The organism is Allosphingosinicella deserti (genome assembly GCF_003012735.1).
In the GTDB taxonomy this organism is placed as follows: domain Bacteria; phylum Pseudomonadota; class Alphaproteobacteria; order Sphingomonadales; family Sphingomonadaceae; genus Allosphingosinicella; species Allosphingosinicella deserti.
Genome location: NZ_PXYI01000001.1, coordinates 680,565 through 697,673, shown reverse-complemented (window position 1 = coordinate 697,673; position 17,109 = coordinate 680,565). Strand labels below are relative to the sequence as shown.

Here is a 17,109-nt window from a genome sequence, read left to right as displayed (position 1 = left end):
ACGGCCGGAGAGCAGACCTCTCCGGCCGTTCTTGCGTTCGCATCACGAGCGCTCTCGGTGGAGGGGACATGAAGACCAAATTGATCGCGGCCGCCTTGCTCGCTGCGGCGCCGGTGACCTCAGCCAATGCGATGAACGTCGCCGATTTCCTGCTCAAAGCCGACGCACTCGAGAAGAAGGGAATGATGGCCCTGTTCTCGAGCGACTACAAATTGCTCAAAGGTGAGGTCGAAACTGCCTCGAAGCAGTTGCGCTCGGAGCGTCTCGCGGCACAGAAAGCCGGCCGCAAGCCCGCTTATTGTCCACCCGCAAAGGGCGGCGGCCTGACGCCCAACGAGATGCTGGCGCAGCTGCGAACCATCCCCGCAGCGCAGCGCAGCCGGGTGGAGCTGAAGGACGGCCTCAAGGCAGTGCTCTCCCGGAAATTTCCCTGCAGCTGATCAGTCGATCGGCTGCCGGCGGCGTCGGCAGGAGAAAGAAGGATTGGAACGACGAATATGCGCCGAGCGCGCTCGTCGCTCTATCCAAGCACGCCCATCAGGATCAGCAGCGAGAAGAAGATGCTGGCTGCGACGAAGGCGAAGTTCAGCAACATGAAGGTCCGCCACAAAGCGCTGAATCGGCTGAGTGAATAGGCTCCCCTCAGCTGCCGATACATGTGCAGCGGCGGCACGATGAACATCGCGGTTCCGGCGAACGCCTGGCCGAGCGCCAGCGGGCGAAGCAAGGTCAGGACGATGTAGCCGAGGCTCATAAAGGCGATGGAGTATGTCACGAAGACGACGTGGTCGTACGCCTTGAAGCGGCGGTACCGCGCCTTGTGGAGGAACAGCAGCCAGAGGAAGGGCACCGAGATCGGGATCAGCGCCCAGGAAAATTTGTAGGCGTTCGATTGCAGCTTGTAGAGAAGCAGCGAGGGGTTCCTGCGCCCCTTCTCGAATGCCTTGTTGAGCCAGGCGAGGCCGGTCGGCGCGTTCGAAAATCCTTCGGTCACGTCCGAGTCATTGTTTTCGTCGGCCGCTTGCGCCTTGTCCCGGGCTTCCTCCTGGTTGGCGAGCCGCAGCTGAAGCGCATGAGCTTCGGTCATTAGCTTCAGGCCGAGACGCTCACCGGAAATCTGCTTCTCGATGTCGGCGGTCGGCTTACCCGTCTTTCGCGCCGCTGCGAGCTCCGCACCCAACTCCTTGAGCTTGGCCTCGCTCTCTGCCTTGTCCGACCGGAACTGCGCGGTGGAATCGGCGCGCTCCTGCGCCGGCGTTCCCGAGGACAGGTTGAACGGGCCGCCGATCCAGTTGATCGCCGCAAACATCAGGAACACGGAGAAGAGGAACAAGGCGATCGGCGAGACGAACTTCGCGCGTTCGCCATCGATATAGCGTCGGGTCAGCTCGCCGGGACGCCAGGCCAGCATGGGCAGGGTCCGGAAGATCTTTCCTTCGAAATGGAACACGCCGTGCAGGAGATCGTGGCCGAACGCAGCCATCGACCGGTGGACATGGGCACTCTGACCGCATTCGTAGCAGAAATGCCCGACGAGCGGCGTCCGGCAATTCAGGCACGCCTCGCCGCCATGGCCATGCGACTCGCCGCTCGCGGGCTCCACCGCGCGCGCCACTGCGAGCCCGGTCGCCACCTCACACACGCCTTCGACAGCCGTTTCCATCTTTTCCCCCTCTGCGCGACTTTGGCCGGGAGATTCGATTCCGTCGAGACGGTTCGTCGAGCGCCGCCGCAGTCGAATGCGGTGCGTTGCAGCGAAACCACGCCGCTGCCGCCGTTCCGCCGCACGCCAAGCGGGCTCCGACGCAGACAGTTCACCTTTTCGCGCCGGCCATGCTATCGCCCGCGCGTGACCAGAACAGGCCTGCTCGGCGGCTCCTTCAATCCTGCCCATCGCGGCCACCGGCGGATCAGCATGGGCGCGCTCCAAGCGCTCGCGCTCGACGAGGTCTGGTGGCTGGTCTCCCCGGGGAATCCGCTGAAGCCGAAGCAGGGCATGGCACCGCTCGCCGTGCGCTACGCCTCGGCGCTGCGCGCCTCACGCGGGTTGCCGATCCGCGCCACCGCGATCGAGCGGGAGCTCCGCACGCCCTACACCTATGACGTCCTGCTCGCCCTTACCCGCCGCTACCCGAGGCGGCGTTTCATCTGGCTGATGGGTGCCGACAATCTCGTTCAATTCCATCGCTGGAAAGACTGGCGGAAAATAGCGCGTCTCGTGCCGATTGCCGTGGTCGCGCGTCCGGGGTATGATGGCCCAGCCCGGGCGGCTCGCGCCATGGGCTGGTTGCGGCGCTCCGTCCGGCCCGCAGCTCTTGCCAGGGACTGGACACGGTGGAGACCGTCGGCACTCGTGCTTCTGCAACTGCCGCTCGATCCGACTTCCGCCACCGGCATTCGCGCCGCCACTCCACACTGGCACCTCTCGTCCCTATATTCGTTGAAACCCCTGGCCCTGCGCGACGGCGTGACGCGCAGGCCGATCCGTTAAGGAGGCACATTGCCCGAATCCGACACCGCTCCCCCGTCCGGCGGAGCAACCGAACCGGTCGAAGCCCTGCACGAGCTCGTGCTTCGGTCCCTCGACGACGACCAGGCGCAGGACGTCGTCACCATTCCCCTGGGTGGGAAATCGAGCATCGCCGATCACATGGTGATCGCGTCGGGCCGCTCGACCCGTCAGGTCGCCTCGATGGCGCAGAAGCTCCAGCAGCGGATCAAGGAAGATCTCGGCCGCAGCGTTCGGGTCGAAGGGCTTCCGGTCGCCGACTGGGTGCTCATCGATGCGGACGACGTGATCGTGCATCTGTTCCGACCCGAAGTGCGCAGCTTCTACAATCTCGAGCGCATGTGGGCGTTCGAGGAGAATGCGCCCGCGGCCAGCGCGGCGCGCTGAGCGTCTGAGGGGGATTCTGCGGCGAGTTGCGTGCGGGGGCACAATTGCGCCCGGGCGACGATGCCGCCGACGACGCGGTTCGGGAGCGGGCGCCGCTTTCACCGCCGCGCGAAGAGGGCTACTCCCGGCGGATGCTGCTTCACATCGTCGCCCGCGGTAAGATCGGCCGCAGCCCGGAAGGCGAGCTGGTCGAGCGCTATTTGAAGCGGATCGCCTGGCCGACCAGGCTTACGGAGCTTCCCGAAACCGGCGGCAAGCTCCCGCCCCCCGCCGAGAATATGGTTACCATTCTGCTCGACGAAAAAGGCGAGCAGCTTGGTTCGCTGGCGTTCGCCAAGCGTCTGGAACTGTGGCGAGACGGCGGCAAGCGGGAAGCGCGGTTCCTGATCGGAGGTGCCGACGGGTTCGGCGATGCCGAGCGCTCGGAGGCCGATCTGCTCTTCGCGTTCGGCAAGGCGACATGGCCGCACCTCCTCGCACGGGCAATGCTCGCGGAACAATTGTTTCGCGCCACCTCGATCCTTGCCAACCACCCCTATCACAGAGAAGGATGACGCGATGCGCCGCCGATTCCTCTCCTCGCTGCTGATCATGGCGGCTCTTGCCGGCGGCGGCTGGGCGGCGGCACAGACTGTGGGCGGCGGTGGCAGCGCGACCGGGAGCCTGGCGGCGGCAAAGGCGGAGGCGGAGCAGTCGCGCCGGCGATCGGAGTTGCTCGAGCGGCAGGCGTCCCGCGCCAACGGTGAAGCAGCAAAGGCGCGCGCGGACGCCGCGGCATTGGCCTCCCGGATCGAAGCCGCCGAGGCCGACATCACCGCGGGAGAGACGAGGGGCAGGATCATCGAGGCGCTGCGCCGCGCCCAGCGCGCCCGGCTCGCGGAGAAGCAGGCGCCGCTGATCCGGCTTACCGCCGCCCTGCAGACGATGGCGCGGCGGCCCTCGGCGCTGGCGCTGGTCCAGCCGGGGTCGGTCAACGACCTCATCCGCGTACGATCGCTGCTCGCCTCGACCCTTCCCGTCATCCGCCGGCGCACCGCCGAACTCCGCGTGGAGGTCGAGCGCGGCAATGCTTTGCGCCGACAGGCGGCGACCGCGATCGCCGCTTTGGAAGCCAGCCGCGAGGACCTGAAGCGCCGCCGGATCGCGCTCGCCCAGCTGGAGCAGCGCCAGCGCGCGCGATCGGAGAGCCTCCGAGCCTCCGCGCTCACCGAGGGCGATCGCGCCCTCGCCTTCGGCGAAGAAGCGCGCGAGCTCGCCGCGCTTGCCGGAACCGAGCAGTTCCAGGCCGGCCTCAGACAGCGTCTCGCCCAGCTTCCCGGCCCCCTTCTCCGCCCCATCGCCGGCGGCAGCGCACCGAGGCCCTCCGCCCCCGCCTACACCCTCCCCGTGCAGGGCCGTGTCGTCACCGGCATGGGCGAGATCTCCGACGCCGGCGTGCACGCCCGCGGCCTGACCGTGGCGACCGCCGCCGCAGCGCAAATCATCGCCCCCGCCCGCGGCCGCGTCGCCTATGCCGGGCCGTTTCGCGGCTACGGATCGATCGTCATCCTCGATCATGGCGGCGGCTGGACAACCACGCTGACCAATCTTGCCGATGTCACGGTCAAACGCGGCGCGCTGGTCGACGCGCGGGCGCCGATCGGACGGGCAGGCTCGCGAAACCCTCAGATCGGGATCGAACTTCGGCGTAACGGCAGCCCCTTTCCGATCGCCCCGCTGATCACCATCTCATGATCCGGGGAGCGCTTCCGGCCGCGCGAGCGAACGGAGGGATGAAGGCGCTGTTCGTTCACCTGCCGTTGCTTTTCGGACGCTACAAAACCCGGTAAAGCAGCGACAATTGGAAAGGCCCTGATTCCTGGTTTCGGCGGACGCGCACCGGCGCTGCCACCACGATCGGTCAGGGCGAGGCATCGACCAGCAGGATTCATCATGGCCAGCAATCTCTTCCGCGCTCTCGGCCTCGTCAGCGCCATCGCGATCATTCCCGCTGCGACGGCGGCCTTCGCGTCGGCCGAAGCCGACAGCATGCGCGAGTTCGACGAGTTCATGGGCGTCTTCAACCGAGTTCGCGCCGACTATGTCGAGAAGGTGGACGACAAGACCCTGCTGCGGGGCGCCATCGACGGGATGCTCGCCAGCCTCGATCCGCACAGCTCCTATCTCGATCAGAAGGGCTATCAGTCGCTGATGACCTCGACGGAGGGCGAATATGGCGGCCTCGGCCTCAACGTCACGCTCGAGGACGGTGTCGTCAAGATCGTCGCGCCGATCGAGGATTCTCCGGGCTTCAAGGCGGGCCTGAAGGCAGGCGATTACATCACCCATCTGAACGGCAAGCTGATCTACGGCGGCGCGCTCGACGAAGCCGTCGACCAGATGCGTGGCGCGCCGGGTACCACGATCAAGATCACCGTCCTGCGACCGGGCCGCGAGAAGCCGTTCGACGTAACGCTCACCCGCGCCAAGATCGAACTTCCTGCCGTCAAGTGGGAAGTGAAGGACCGGGTCGGCATCATAAACGTCAACACGTTCAGCCGCACGACCACCCAGGAAGCGCTCGCCGCGATCGCGGCGATCGACAAGTCGCTCGGCGGCCCGCCGACCGGCTATATCGTCGATCTGCGCTCAAACCCGGGCGGCCTGCTCGATCAGGCGGTCGGCCTTTCCGACGTCTTCCTGGAACGCGGCGAAGTCGTGTCGCAGCGCGGCCGTGCCAAGAACGACATCGAGCGCTATTATGCCGAGCCTGGCGATGCGACGCGCGGTCGTCCGATCGTGGTGCTGGTCGATTCGGGCAGTGCGTCGGCCGCCGAGATCGTTGCTGCGGCGCTGCAGGATCACCATCGCGCGATCGTCATGGGCGAGCGCAGCTTCGGCAAAGGCTCGGTCCAGACCCTGCTCCCGCTCAGCAGGGACACGGCGTTGCGCCTCACCACCGCCCGTTACTACACACCGTCGGGACGCTCGGTGCAGGAAGGCGGCATCGTTCCGGATATCGAAGTGCCGCAGCTCTCCGATCCCGATTACAAGTCCCGTCCGCGCCTGCGCGAGGCGGATCTGCGCCGCCACCTGATCAACGAGGTCAAGGTCGACGAGTCGGTGGTGCAGGATGACGGCAAGCCGGATCCGCGCTTCAGCGCGACGCCGGACGAGCTGAAGAAGAAGGGCATCGACGACTTCCAGCTTCATTATGCGGTGCAGACCATCGCCCGCCTTGCCGGGCCGCGTACCGCAACCGCGGCAGCAGGTGCGGCGCCGAAGGGCGGCACGCGTTGATCGGAGCCGTTCTGGACCAGAGCCGGTGACAGCATTGAATCAGGCGAAGCTGCTCGCCGTCCTTGTTCCCGGCGCGCTGCTCGCCGGCGCCTATGGCTCGGAAATCTGGGGCGGGCTGTTCCCGTGCGAGATGTGCTGGTGGCAACGTTACGCCCATTTTACCGCACTTGCGCTGGGGCTGCTGGCGCTCGCCGGCGCTCGCCTCCCTGACGGCGGTCGCAGCCTGGTGTGGCTCGCCGCCTTGGCGATCCTGACCAGCGGCGGCATCGGCGCCTATCATGCGGGCGTGGAAGCGGGTGTGTTCGAGGGCTTCACCCAGTGCACCTCCGCGGCAGGGGGCGGATCGCCGGCAGACATGCTGAAGAGCATCCTCGACGCACCTTTGATCCGCTGCGACCAGGTCCAGTTCGAATTCCTCGGCATTTCGATGGCGGGATGGAACGCGATCATTTCGATCGGGTTCGCTCTTGTGATCTTGTGGCTGAGCTTCAGGAAGCCTCGGAGGAGCGCATGACCGACATGCACGACGCTCAAACCGCGGAACGCGCCGGGATGGCCTTGCGGCCCCGCTGGCGCCCCGGCGACAAACGCCCCGACATCGAGTCCATGATTCGCGTCGATCAGGCCGGCGAGTATGGCGCGACCCGCATCTATGCCGGCCAGCTCGCGGTGCTCGGCCCGCATCCCGCCGCGCGAGCGATCGCCCGCATGGAGAGCCAGGAACGGCACCATCTCGCCACCTTCGACGACATGATGATCGAACGCGGCGTGCGGCCGACGCTGATCCAACCAATCTGGAACGTCGCCGGCCACGCGTTGGGTGCGGTCACCGCCTTCCTCGGCCCAAGCGCGGCAATGGCTTGTACCGCCGCGGTCGAGACCGAGATCGACAAGCATTATGAAGACCAGGTGCGAAGCCTGGGTGTCGACGAGCCGGACCTTTCCGCCACCATCCGCCAATTTCAGGCCGAGGAGCTCGAGCATCGCGATACCGCGCTCGCCGCGGGTGCCGAGGACACGTTCGGCTATCCCATATTGTCCACGCTCATTCGCGCCGGCTGCCGGGTCGCGATCGCGATTTCGAAGAGGATCTGACATGAAGCTCGCTTTCGCCGCCGCCGGTGCCCTGATCGCCCTTTCGGCGCCCTCTCTGGCCCAGGAGACCGCCGCCGCGCCGGCGGCCGAGGGAAGTGAGCGGGTCAACCAGCTCATCGTCTACGGCGACGATCCCTGCCCGCAGAGCACCAACGATCAGATCAATGTCTGCGCCCGCAAGCCGGAGAGCGAGCGCTACCGAATCCCGGAAGCGCTGCGCGGCAATCCCAACGATCCGGCCAACCAAGCTTGGGCGACCAAGGCGACCGAGCTTCAATATGTCGGCCGTTCCGGGATCGGCAGCTGCTCGCCGGTGGGCGCCGGCGGCATGATCGGCTGCTACAACGATCTCGTTCGTCAGGCACGGGCGGAACGGGCCGGCCGCGACGAGGTCAATTGGAACCGGCTGATCGAGGAAGCGCGGCAGGAACGGCTCGGCCGCATCGACGCCGAAGCGGCGGCGGTCGAAGCCGATCAGGCGCCGCCCAGGTAACGACCGCGTCCGGCCCTCGATCCGGAACAAAGGGTGCGCACGGGCCTTCTAGTTTGCAAGCTACGAACTGGAGGCCATCATGAAAGCCGCCCTTGCGACGCTGGTTCTCGCCGGCTCCGCCTTCCTCGCCGTCGCGCCGTCGCTGGCGCAAACCGACGTTGCCTCCGCCGAGCGAATCCGCCGTGTGGTCGTCTACGGCAATGATCGCTGCCCACGCGGCGCCGAGGGGGAAGTGGTCATCTGCGCCCGCCGGCCGAGCGGCGAGCGCTATCGCATCCCGGAAGAGTTCCGCGACGACACCAGCAACGATCCCGCGAGCACCAGCTGGGCCACCCAGGCCGAAAGCATGGAGTTCGTCGGCCGCACCGGCATCCAAAGCTGCTCGCCGGTCGGACCAGGCGGAGCCAGCGGCTGCCAGATGCAGCTGATCAACAGCGCACGCGCGGAACGTCAGGCGCAGCCGACCCAGCCCCGCTAAGAGCTGCCGCTGAAAAGGCTGCTCACCCCTTCTCCGCCGCCACCCAAGCGTCGACCTGCGCCTCGAGCACGTCGAGCGGCACCGATCCCTGCAGCAGCACCGCATCGTGGAAGCGGCGGAGATCGAACTTGGTGCCGAGCGCCTGCTCGGCGCGGGCTCGAAGCTCGCGGATCTTGAGCTCGCCGATCTTGTAGCCGAGCGCCTGCCCGGGCCAACTGATGTAGCGGTTGACCTCGGCATCGATGTTCGCGTCGGACAATGCGGTATTCTCGCGCATGTAGGAAACCGCGCGTGCCTTGTTCCAGCCCTTGGCGTGAATACCCGTGTCGACCACCAGGCGCGCCGCCCGCCACGCCTGGTAGGAGAGCTGGCCCATCTTCTTCACCGGCGTGTCGTAGAGGCCCATCTCTTCGCCAAGGCTCTCGCCGTAGAGGCCCCATCCTTCCGTGAAGGCGGTGAAGAAGGTGAAATAGCGGCGGAACGGCGGCAGATCGATTTCCTGCTGCAAGGCGATCTGGTGATGATGGCCCGGTACGGCCTCGTGCAGGGTGAGCGCCGGTATTTCCCAGAACGGGCGCTGATCGAGCTTAGACGTGTTCACATAATACGTACCGGCGAGGCCGCTTTCGGGAGCACCCTGCCCGTAATAGGCCGTTGTCGTTCCTTCCGCGGTCTCCGCGGGGATCTCTCGGATACCGTAGGGCAGCCGCGGCAGCGTCTTGAACAGCCCCGGCATCTTGCCATCGATCGTTTTCGCAACGCGGGCACTGGCGCGGAGCAGCTCCTCGGGGCTCTTGGCGTAATGGATCGGATTCGTGCGAAGATCCTGGATGAAGGCTTGGCGGGACGCGAAGCCACCGTCCTTCGCCACCTTGTCCATCTCGGCATTGATCCGGGCCGATTCCCTGAGGCCGATGTCGTGGATCTGATCGGGCGTGAGCGCCGTGGTCGTCTCCTGCCTCACGCGAAAGGCGTAATAATCCCGCCCACCCGGCTGGGCCGAGACGCTGTCCGATTGGGCGCATTTGGGCGCGTAGGTCGTGCGGTAGAAAGCGGCGTGCTTCGCATAAGCAGGATTGAGCACGTCGCGAATGAGCGTTTGCGCGCGCGCCTGGAACGCGGTCCATTCGGCCTCGCTGACGTCGACCGGGCGATTGCCTGTGAATGGTTCGTAGAAGCGCGAGCTTTTGGGATCTTCGGCGATCACGCCGGTGATCGACTTCTCGGAATTGCCGAGGACGGAACATGGCAGCACGTAACCGCCGCGGACCGCCGCCGCGGTGATCTTCAGCGCCTCGTCATTCATCGCCGGATAAAGTGCCAGGCGCTTCAGATAGCTTTCGAAATCCGCCTTGGTCCGGAACGGAAGGCCGCTGGCAAGACCGGCAAAATTCTGGTGCCAGCCGGCGTAGGTGGTGAACAGCATCACCCGCTGGCCGAAGCGGTTCGCCTCGACGCTTTCCGCGAGCGATCGCTCGAGGATCGCGCGGCTGGTGCGCTCGCCCGGCGTGAGCCCGCCGTCCCCGAGCGCATCCAGCCGATTCAGGAAGGCCTGGGCTTCGCCGGCACGACGGTCCGCGGCGGCAAGGCTCAGATCCTCGAGACGATCGTCATGATCGCGCACTCCGAGGGAGGTCGCATAGGTCGGGCTCTCGCGCAGCAACCAGGCATAATGATCGTCCAGGATCCGCCTGAAATCGTCGGACGGTGCGGCCGCGAGCGGGCTCGACGAGGCGAATGCTGCAGCGAGGGCAAGAGCGGCGAAACGGGGCATTCGGTGACTCCGGCGATGGGGCGATGGGCACATCTAGCCGGAGGGTGCGAACCGGAGAAAGCGAAACGTTCGCGCGGGTCGCCCGTTGCGCCGCTGTAACCATCACGGGAGATCATGATGAGCGACAATGTCTACAAGATCGTCGAAATCGTCGGCAGCTCGCCGACCGGTATCGAGGATGCGATCGAGAAAGCGATCGAGCGCGCCGCCTCGACCCTGCGCGACATTCGGTGGTTCGAGGTCAAGGAGACGCGCGGTCATGTCGAGGACGGCCGGGTCGCCCATTACCAGGTTACGCTGCGGATCGGATTCACCCTCGACGGCTGATCGGAGGCCGGACGCGCAGCCGCGCTCAGCGCGTGCCGCGCGCCAGTTCAGCGTCGAGCGCAGACGCGGCCAACGCGCTGCCCTTCGCCAGCTCGAGCGCGGCGCTCGACGAGGCGGGGATCTCATCGACGATATGCACCGATGCGCCAAGGCTGGTGGCGGAATAGAGTTTCCGTGCGAAGGCGGTCGGCAGCCGCACGCAGCCATGCGACGCCGCATAGCCCGGGATCTTGCCCGCATGCAGGGCGACTCCGTCCCAGGTCAGCCGCTGCATGTAGGGCATCGGCGCATCGTCGTAGAGGTTGGACCTGTGGTCGACCTTCTTCTGCAGGATCGGGAACGTGCCGGTCGGCGTGTCGTAGCCCGGGGCACCGGTCGACACCGTCGAAACCCCGATCAGCGTTCCGCCGCGGAACACGTAGGCGGTCTGCAGGGGGAGGCTGACGACGATTTCGACGGCGCCTGCGGATGCCAGCTCGGGATGCCAGACATATTGGCCGGCATCCAGCGTCAATGCTTCCATGTCGAGGGGAGAGGAATCCTGCGCTGCCGCCGACGAGAGCGGTGCAAACCCGATCAGCAGGGCGCAAATCGCCCCGCAGACAAACGAACGCCGTCCGCGCATATGAGATACTCCACGCTACTGACTTGAAGTCGGCACTCCGGGTTGACGCAAGCGCCCCGATCCGACATCCTAACCTGCAGCAAGAACGTCGCAGGCTTGTCTTTGTTGCGACAAACCATGGTTAATGCTTGACACCCGTGAATATGTCGGGGGGCACGCTTTCGATCGTCGTCGCGGCGAGCCACGGCCCACGGGAGCGGCCGAGCAGCGCCGGCCAGTACCAGGCCGAGGCATCGGAGAAGCTCCCGCCCCGGGCGTCGACGATCCGTTCGCACACCTTCACGCTGGCGCCGTTCCGGCTTGCGCGGAAGCAGGAGGCAAGCGCCCCCGAACCGCTGGACATCATCGGCAGCGGCTCGATCGCGTAGCCGAGCGCGCGGAAGCAGTCGCCGGCGGGGTGAAGCTGACGGGTTGCCGTCGCGACCGAGCGCAGAACGATCTGGCGGCGCCCGTCGCTGAAGCGCGCGATCCGGCCGGGAAAGTCGCGGGCGAGACGGGCATCCTCGGGTGCCGGCGCCATCGGAGCCAGTGCGCGGCCCTCATATCTGGCGGGCCACTTGACCTCCGCGGGCGGCTGCGGTGCGCCGCGGCCCAGGAACGGGGCGCTTGTGGCGGCGAGCGCGGCAGCAGCGAGGAAAAACATGCTTGGCTTTACCATGCGCGTGCCTTCCACCGGCTGCCGCCAACGACGGCGGCCGCGATGAACGCGAAGGCGACGATCCCGATCGCCTCGTGCGCCCACGGCAGCCCCGGCGTCAGCAGCCCGGTTTCGAGATAGAAGAGACTTGCGGCGCGAACGCCGTTGCCGGTCACCGCGGCCGCAAGCGCGGTGCCCAGCAGCAGCGCGTAGCGCGCGGTCGAGAAGCGGCCAGCGATGCTGACGATGCTGGCCAGCAGCAAGGCGGCCCACAGCATCCGCACCCCGCTGCACGGCGCGTCGAACTGGATCAGCCGGCCGTGCCAATCGAGCGCCACGCCCTGGAGACGCACGGAGAGGCCATTCATCTGCAGCAGCGACACGGTCAGCATCGCCGAGGCGCGCCGCAGCGGGTAGGCGAGCAGGAAATCCATGGTCGGCAGGATCGGCAATGCCAGCAAGGCCGCGGCGAGCAGCGGCACGCGCGGCAGCGACCGGGTTGCTTCGGGAACGGCGACGATCACCACGGCCAGCATTGCAGCCGCGATCTGGAGCAGAGCGGGCCCGGTGAGCGTCGCGGCCGCATAGAGGCACAAGAGAGCGGCCAGGCGCCCGACTCGGATCGGAGCATTGCGCGTTGCGCGGCCTGCCGCCCACAGGCCGATCGCCACGGCGCCGAGAAGCAACAGGCCCGTCGCATCCTCGATCCGCGAGGCGAGCAGCCGCCAGGCATCCCAGCAGGCGGCCCCAACCAGGCCCAATGCATGGGATCGCCGCATCAGCCGAAGACCGCGACCCGGCGCCGCTGCACCAGCCAAAGGCCGGCGCAGACCAGGATCGCGAGCAGCGCCCAGACTTCAGGTTCCGGCACGGTCGGGACGTCGTCCGCGGAGGGCACCGGCAAGCCGTTGGCGCCATAATCCTTGTCGGTCTCCAGCACGACCGCGCCGGTGAGCGGGGTCACGAGGTTGAGGCGGTGCGCCAGACGGATGGAGGCGTCCTGATCGGCAGGCTTCGTCCCGTCGTCGGCGGCGATGCGACCCGCCGCCCAGAGCCGCACGATATGAGCGGAGCCCTGCGCGCGCCTGGCAGGGACCTCGTCCCGCGACACCGTCCAGCCCTGGCCGCCCACCGCCTTGCGCACTGCGTCGCGGAGATCCGCAGCCGGATCGCCGGACGGCAGGATTTCGGTCGCACTGTCGAACCAGCGCGATCCGCTTTGCACCAGCGCCCGCCCGGCGACAGCCTGGTAGCGGATCAGCCTCGGCCGCTGCGATGCGCGTTCCAGCCATTGATCGAGCTGGGCGCGCGAGCGCTCGAACACGATCGGCTGCGGCCCGTGGACCCAAAGGATCGCAGAGCCGGGCGCGGAGGCTGTTTCCACCGCCTCGATCAGCGCCGGGACATTGTCCTCGCCGCCGGCGAACGGGGATCTGGCGATCACCTCGACGAACCGCGCCCGTTGCGCCGGAGACCAGGGTGCCGGCGCCACCGTCGATCGCTCGCCGTCCGCGATGACGAGCCCCACCTGCAGGCCGCGGGGCAGCCCATCCAACGCTCCGCTCAGCAGGCTGGCCGCCGCCCGGTTCTGCGTCGATCCGTCGACGACCAGCATGAGCGCGCCCGGCGCGGCGAGATCGGCAGGCGCGATGCGTTGCGCGATCGCGATCGGCGCGAGCCCCGGCGCGCCGCTTACCTGTCCGATCCGCTCCAATGGCGCGGTGATCCGCGGCGCCGCGATGCGGGGGCGCCGGGCGAGCAACGTCTCGTCGGCGATGGCCGCCCGCAGGATCCTGACACCATCGCCGCCGAGGATCGGACTTGCGATCGGGCCATCGCTTTCGATCCACACCGCATGCCGCAGATCCGGCGCGATGGCGAAATTGCGCTCGACGATGGCGGGCAGAGCGAGCCGACGGCGCCCGTCCGGCGCGATGTCGAACGGCGCCGTGAAACCGACGCGCAGCATCATCGAATTTCCGGGCAGGATCGGGAAGGCCTGGATCAGCAGGCGCTGGGCGCCGTCGGTGGTCACCAGCAAGGGATCGCGCTGCGCCGAAACCACCGCCGAATAGGCCGCCCGTGCTGCACTCCGGCGCGCGACGCTCGCCTCCCTCGGCTCACCGTTGACCCACAAGGTCGCACGGGATGCCACCGCCCCTTCCGGAAGCGCAATGGTGAAACGTCCCTCGCTCTGCGCCGGACCGGCATTGCCGATGTCGAAGGTCCACTCGAAATAGCCGAGATTGTCGGCGGTTGCGATCGAGCCGTCCAGACGCGAGCTGATGAGCGACAACCCCTCCACCCGGCCGCCGACGCTCTCTCCGCCTTGATCCTCGTCCCATTGGAACCGCCGGTCGCGGCTCCGTCCGAGGCCATCCGTGGGCGAAGCTTCGGCGCTGAAGGGCGTTCCAGTCACCCGGTAGTAAAGCTCGCGGGCGGCCGTGGTGCGGGGCTGGTCGGAGCCGCTCAGGCCATTGCTCCACGAGGACAGGAGGAAGCTGGCAAGCCCCGTCGCCCGATTGGTGTCCCCATGCGCAAGTCGGAGCAGCATGTCGGTGTCGCCGAACTCCCGAGTCAGCGCCACCGCGCTGCGCTGCTGCTCCGGAGTTCCTTCGTAGCGGTTGAGCGCGAAATAGGTGGCGGTGGCGGGGAGATCGACGAACACGAGCAGCAGAAGCCCCGCTGCTGCTCCTGCGAGCCCGTAGAGCCAGCTTCCGGAACGATCGGCCATCAGCGAAAAGGTCCAGCGGAAGGCGTAGAACAGGGATGCGAAGGGGGCGAACGGCAGCAGGCCGAGCCCCAGCAGCAGGATCGCCACGGCGGCGAACGGAAGGATCGGCAGCAGCAGCAGCGCGTAGGCTGCGGACACGACGATCGCCGCACCACCGCCGACCAGGAGCCAGAGCGAGCCCGTCGTATCGCGTCTCTGCTCCCGCCAGAGCAGCCAGTTGATCGCGGGGACAGCGGCGACCAGCAGGACATGCCCTATCGAGGGCAGCGGATCGAACAATGCCTCGGCGCAGAGGCCGGTGACGAGTTCGACGATGATGACGACCGCCGGAAACAGCACCGCCGCAATGAAAGACCATTTTCCCGGCGCGTGCTGTTCCTGGACATACGACATTGCGGCATCCCTCTTCCGTGAGGTGCCGTGATCGGCGATCGCCGTGGATGGATCGTCCGCGGGTCTTCCGGTTTCGATGAACTCCGTGTCAATTTCCCGTGCAAGGGCCGGAAGCCTTCATTGGGGCTATGCCGTCCACCAAAGATCACTCTAATGATCCTTCCGACAGCCAGACGGATCGGGGGCGGCCATCATCTTCTCGTTTCGAGTGCTTAGAATGCTTGCGCGGCTCGGCGGCGCCGCCGAAGCCGATGCCGTCCGGCGTCGTCTCGCGCCCCGAAGCGACCCGCTGCCCCCGCGCTTTCGGGTGGAGCGTCGTGCCGATCGCAAAGCGATCGAAGCCTGGTGGCAGGAGCGCGAGAGCGATCCCGCGGCCATTGCCGATCCGGCGACACTCGACACGGCATCGCTCTACGGCGCGAATATCGAGAACATGATCGGCACGGTGAAGCTGCCGGTGGGCGCAGTCGGACCGCTTCGCGTCAACGGCCTTCATGCCCAGGGCGATTTCACCGTGCCGATGGCAACCACCGAGGCGGCGCTCGTCGCCTCCTACGCCCGCGGCGCCGACGTCATCACCCGGTCGGGCGGAGCCTCCGCGGCCCTGCTCGCCGACGGCGTGGTCCGCTCCCCCGCCTTCGTGTTCGCGGACATCGGAGAGGCCGGCACGTTCGTCGCCTGGGCGGCGGAGCGCACCGAGGCGCTGCGCGCGGCGGCCGAGGCGACGACGCGCCACGGCAAGCTCGAATCGATCGAGCCGTTCATCGACAACGACGTCGTCTTCCTCGTCTGCCGCTACACGACGGGCGATGCCGCCGGGCAGAATATGGTCACGATCGCCACCGAGGCGCTGTGCCGCGCCCTGCTCGAAACCTGTCCGGTGACGCCGCGATGCTGGTTCATCGAAGGCAATTTCTCGGGCGACAAGAAGGCAAGCTATCTCGGCCTGATCACCGGACGCGGACGCAAGGTCTCGGCAAGCGTGATCATTCCCGAGGCCCTGATCGAGCGCCGCCTGCACGTGACGATCGAGCGCATGCTCGATTATGCGCGTGTCGCGCAGCTCGGCGCGATGCTGTCGGGGCAGATCGGTGCCCAGGGCCATTATGCCAACGCCCTCGCCGCTTTCTACATCGCCACCGGACAGGATGCGGCCTGCGTCGCCGAATCCGCCACCGGCCTCACGCGCATGGAGCGGCGCGGGGACGGGCTGTTCATGTCGGTGACCCTGCCCAATCTGCTCGTCGGCTCGGTCGGCGGGGGCACCGGCCTGCCCTCGCAACGCGCGGCACTGGAACTGATGGGCCTTGCCGGCGCAGGCAAAGCCTCGGCACTGGCCGAAGTTGCCGCCAGTCTCTGCCTCGCCGGGGAGATCTCGATCATGGCGGCGCTCGCCGCCGGAGACTTCACCCGCGCCCATCACAGCCTGGCGCGCGGGCGGCGATGAGCGACGCCACGATGCGGCTGGCTGGACGGCTGAACCTGTACCAGCGCGAGCGCTTCCCCCTGGCCCGTACGAGCGCCCTCGTCCTGGTCTTCTCGGCGGCGAGCGTCAGCGCCTCGGCCCATCTTGCCGGGCGCGCGCCACCGGACTGGCCGACCTACGCTGCCGCCTTCCTCGTCACCTTGCTGTTCTTCTTCCAGCTGCGGGTGCTGGACGAGATCAAGGATGAGGAGGACGATCGGCGCTACCGCCCGGAACGGCCGATCCCGCGCGGGCTCGTGACGCTCCGGCTGATCGTCGGGCTCGGTATCGCCTCGGCGCCGATCGCGGCGATCGCCTGCGCGGCGATCGACCCGCGCATCCTCATCCTCCTGCTTCTGGTCTGGGGCTGGATGCTGCTGATGGCGTTCGAGTTCTTTGCGCCCGCCTGGCTGAAGGCCCGCCCGTTCGCCTACATGATCTCGCACATGCTGATCATGCCGGCGATCGATCTGCTGGTGACCGGATTCGAATGGATGCCCCGGGGCGGCGCGCCCGCGGCGCTTGGCCTGTTCCTGCTGCTCAGCTTCGCCAATGGCTGCGTGCTCGAGATCGGGCGCAAGCTGTGGGCGCCGGAGAATGAGCGTCTTGGAGTCGAGACCTACAGCGCCCTGCTCGGGCCCCGTCGCGCCGGCCTGTTGTGGATGGTGTGCATCGGTGCGGCGCTCCTGCTTCTCGCCACCGTCGGCGCGGCCACCGGTGCACCCGTCGTCACGGCCGCGATCGGGATCGTCGCCGCGTTCCTCGTCTGCCGCGCGGGCCAGGCCTATCGCAACGATCCGAGTCCCGCCCGTCAGAAGTCGGTCGATACGGCTGCCGGCCTGTGGGTGTTCGCTTGCTACGCCGCGGCCGGTTTCTCCCCGTTTCTCGAGGGTCTTTGGGCATGATCGTGGAC

Annotated in this window: 19 protein-coding genes; 13 read left to right on the top strand and 6 right to left on the bottom strand. The window is 67.3% G+C overall.

Going from position 1 to position 17,109, the window contains the following annotated elements:
- Positions 1-68 precede the first annotated feature (68 nt).
- The gene (locus C7I55_RS03210) at positions 69-440 is read left to right on the top strand and encodes a hypothetical protein (protein WP_106511402.1); all 372 of its coding nucleotides are present in this window, start codon (positions 69-71) and stop codon (positions 438-440) included.
- An 80-nt stretch (positions 441-520) separates the two neighbouring features.
- On the opposite strand, the gene C7I55_RS03205 is transcribed toward C7I55_RS03210, so the two are convergent.
- Complete coding sequence (locus C7I55_RS03205; RefSeq protein WP_106511401.1) at positions 521-1,663, bottom strand: DUF3667 domain-containing protein; 1,143 nt, start codon at positions 1,661-1,663, stop codon at positions 521-523.
- A gap of 186 nt (positions 1,664-1,849) precedes the next feature.
- On the opposite strand from C7I55_RS03205, the gene C7I55_RS03200 reads away from it, so the two are divergent.
- The 9 genes from C7I55_RS03200 (at position 1,850) to C7I55_RS03160 (ending at position 8,241) form a co-directional block, all read left to right on the top strand.
- Positions 1,850-2,491 carry a nicotinate-nucleotide adenylyltransferase gene (locus tag C7I55_RS03200; protein WP_106511671.1) on the top strand — a complete coding sequence of 214 codons (642 nt, stop codon included), beginning with the start codon at positions 1,850-1,852 and terminating at the stop codon, positions 2,489-2,491.
- 9 nt (positions 2,492-2,500) lie between these two features.
- Complete coding sequence (gene rsfS, locus C7I55_RS03195) at positions 2,501-2,896, top strand: ribosome silencing factor (protein ID WP_106511400.1); 396 nt, start codon at positions 2,501-2,503, stop codon at positions 2,894-2,896.
- A gap of 131 nt (positions 2,897-3,027) precedes the next feature.
- Entirely contained in the window at positions 3,028-3,450 is a 423-nt protein-coding gene (locus C7I55_RS03190) for a 23S rRNA (pseudouridine(1915)-N(3))-methyltransferase RlmH (RefSeq protein ID WP_106511670.1), read from the top strand.
- Positions 3,451-3,454: 4 nt separating this feature from the next.
- Positions 3,455-4,630 (top strand): murein hydrolase activator EnvC family protein, encoded by a 1,176-nt coding sequence (locus C7I55_RS29170; protein ID WP_106511399.1) that lies wholly within the window; start codon positions 3,455-3,457, stop codon positions 4,628-4,630.
- 198 nt (positions 4,631-4,828) lie between these two features.
- The gene (locus tag C7I55_RS03180) at positions 4,829-6,175 is read left to right on the top strand and encodes a S41 family peptidase (protein WP_106511398.1); all 1,347 of its coding nucleotides are present in this window, start codon (positions 4,829-4,831) and stop codon (positions 6,173-6,175) included.
- 25 nt (positions 6,176-6,200) lie between these two features.
- Positions 6,201-6,689: a disulfide bond formation protein B gene (locus C7I55_RS03175; protein WP_233222012.1), complete on the top strand. Its 489-nt coding sequence runs from the start codon at positions 6,201-6,203 to the stop codon at positions 6,687-6,689.
- Positions 6,686-7,270, top strand: coding sequence for a demethoxyubiquinone hydroxylase family protein (locus tag C7I55_RS03170; RefSeq protein WP_233222011.1), 585 nt, complete (start codon positions 6,686-6,688; stop codon positions 7,268-7,270). The genes C7I55_RS03175 and C7I55_RS03170 overlap by 4 nt, the downstream gene beginning before the upstream one ends.
- A 1-nt stretch (position 7,271) precedes the next feature.
- Entirely contained in the window at positions 7,272-7,763 is a 492-nt protein-coding gene (locus C7I55_RS03165) for a hypothetical protein (protein ID WP_106511396.1), read from the top strand.
- Positions 7,764-7,842: 79 nt separating this feature from the next.
- Positions 7,843-8,241, top strand: a complete 399-nt coding sequence (locus C7I55_RS03160) for a hypothetical protein (RefSeq protein WP_106511395.1) — start codon at positions 7,843-7,845, stop codon at positions 8,239-8,241.
- Between the two features lie 22 nt (positions 8,242-8,263).
- On the opposite strand, the gene C7I55_RS03155 is transcribed toward C7I55_RS03160, so the two are convergent.
- Positions 8,264-10,015 (bottom strand): DUF885 domain-containing protein, encoded by a 1,752-nt coding sequence (locus C7I55_RS03155; RefSeq protein ID WP_106511394.1) that lies wholly within the window; start codon positions 10,013-10,015, stop codon positions 8,264-8,266.
- A 117-nt stretch (positions 10,016-10,132) separates the two neighbouring features.
- Between C7I55_RS03155 and C7I55_RS03150 the strand changes: the two genes are divergently transcribed.
- Entirely contained in the window at positions 10,133-10,342 is a 210-nt protein-coding gene (locus C7I55_RS03150; RefSeq protein WP_106511393.1) for a dodecin, read from the top strand.
- A 25-nt stretch (positions 10,343-10,367) separates the two neighbouring features.
- Here C7I55_RS03150 and C7I55_RS03145 read toward each other — a convergent pair whose 3' ends face one another.
- From C7I55_RS03145 to C7I55_RS03130, 4 genes are all read right to left on the bottom strand, one after another.
- Positions 10,368-10,967: a L,D-transpeptidase family protein gene (locus C7I55_RS03145; RefSeq protein ID WP_106511392.1), complete on the bottom strand. Its 600-nt coding sequence runs from the start codon at positions 10,965-10,967 to the stop codon at positions 10,368-10,370.
- Positions 10,968-11,088: 121 nt separating this feature from the next.
- Complete coding sequence (locus C7I55_RS03140; protein WP_158266264.1) at positions 11,089-11,625, bottom strand: hypothetical protein; 537 nt, start codon at positions 11,623-11,625, stop codon at positions 11,089-11,091.
- Positions 11,619-12,383 carry an archaeosortase/exosortase family protein gene (locus tag C7I55_RS03135; protein ID WP_106511390.1) on the bottom strand — a complete coding sequence of 255 codons (765 nt, stop codon included), beginning with the start codon at positions 12,381-12,383 and terminating at the stop codon, positions 11,619-11,621. The genes C7I55_RS03140 and C7I55_RS03135 overlap by 7 nt, the downstream gene beginning before the upstream one ends.
- Positions 12,383-14,731, bottom strand: a complete 2,349-nt coding sequence (locus C7I55_RS03130; RefSeq protein WP_106511389.1) for a VIT domain-containing protein — start codon at positions 14,729-14,731, stop codon at positions 12,383-12,385. The genes C7I55_RS03135 and C7I55_RS03130 overlap by 1 nt, the downstream gene beginning before the upstream one ends.
- Before the next feature lie 217 nt (positions 14,732-14,948).
- Between C7I55_RS03130 and C7I55_RS03125 the strand changes: the two genes are divergently transcribed.
- Together C7I55_RS03125 and C7I55_RS03120 are read left to right on the top strand one after the other, a co-directional pair.
- Positions 14,949-16,178, top strand: a complete 1,230-nt coding sequence (locus C7I55_RS03125; protein ID WP_106511388.1) for a hydroxymethylglutaryl-CoA reductase — start codon at positions 14,949-14,951, stop codon at positions 16,176-16,178.
- The gene (locus C7I55_RS03120) at positions 16,175-17,101 is read left to right on the top strand and encodes a UbiA family prenyltransferase (RefSeq protein WP_199192695.1); all 927 of its coding nucleotides are present in this window, start codon (positions 16,175-16,177) and stop codon (positions 17,099-17,101) included. Before C7I55_RS03125 ends, C7I55_RS03120 begins: the two co-directional genes overlap by 4 nt.
- Positions 17,102-17,109: the final 8 nt, after the last annotated feature.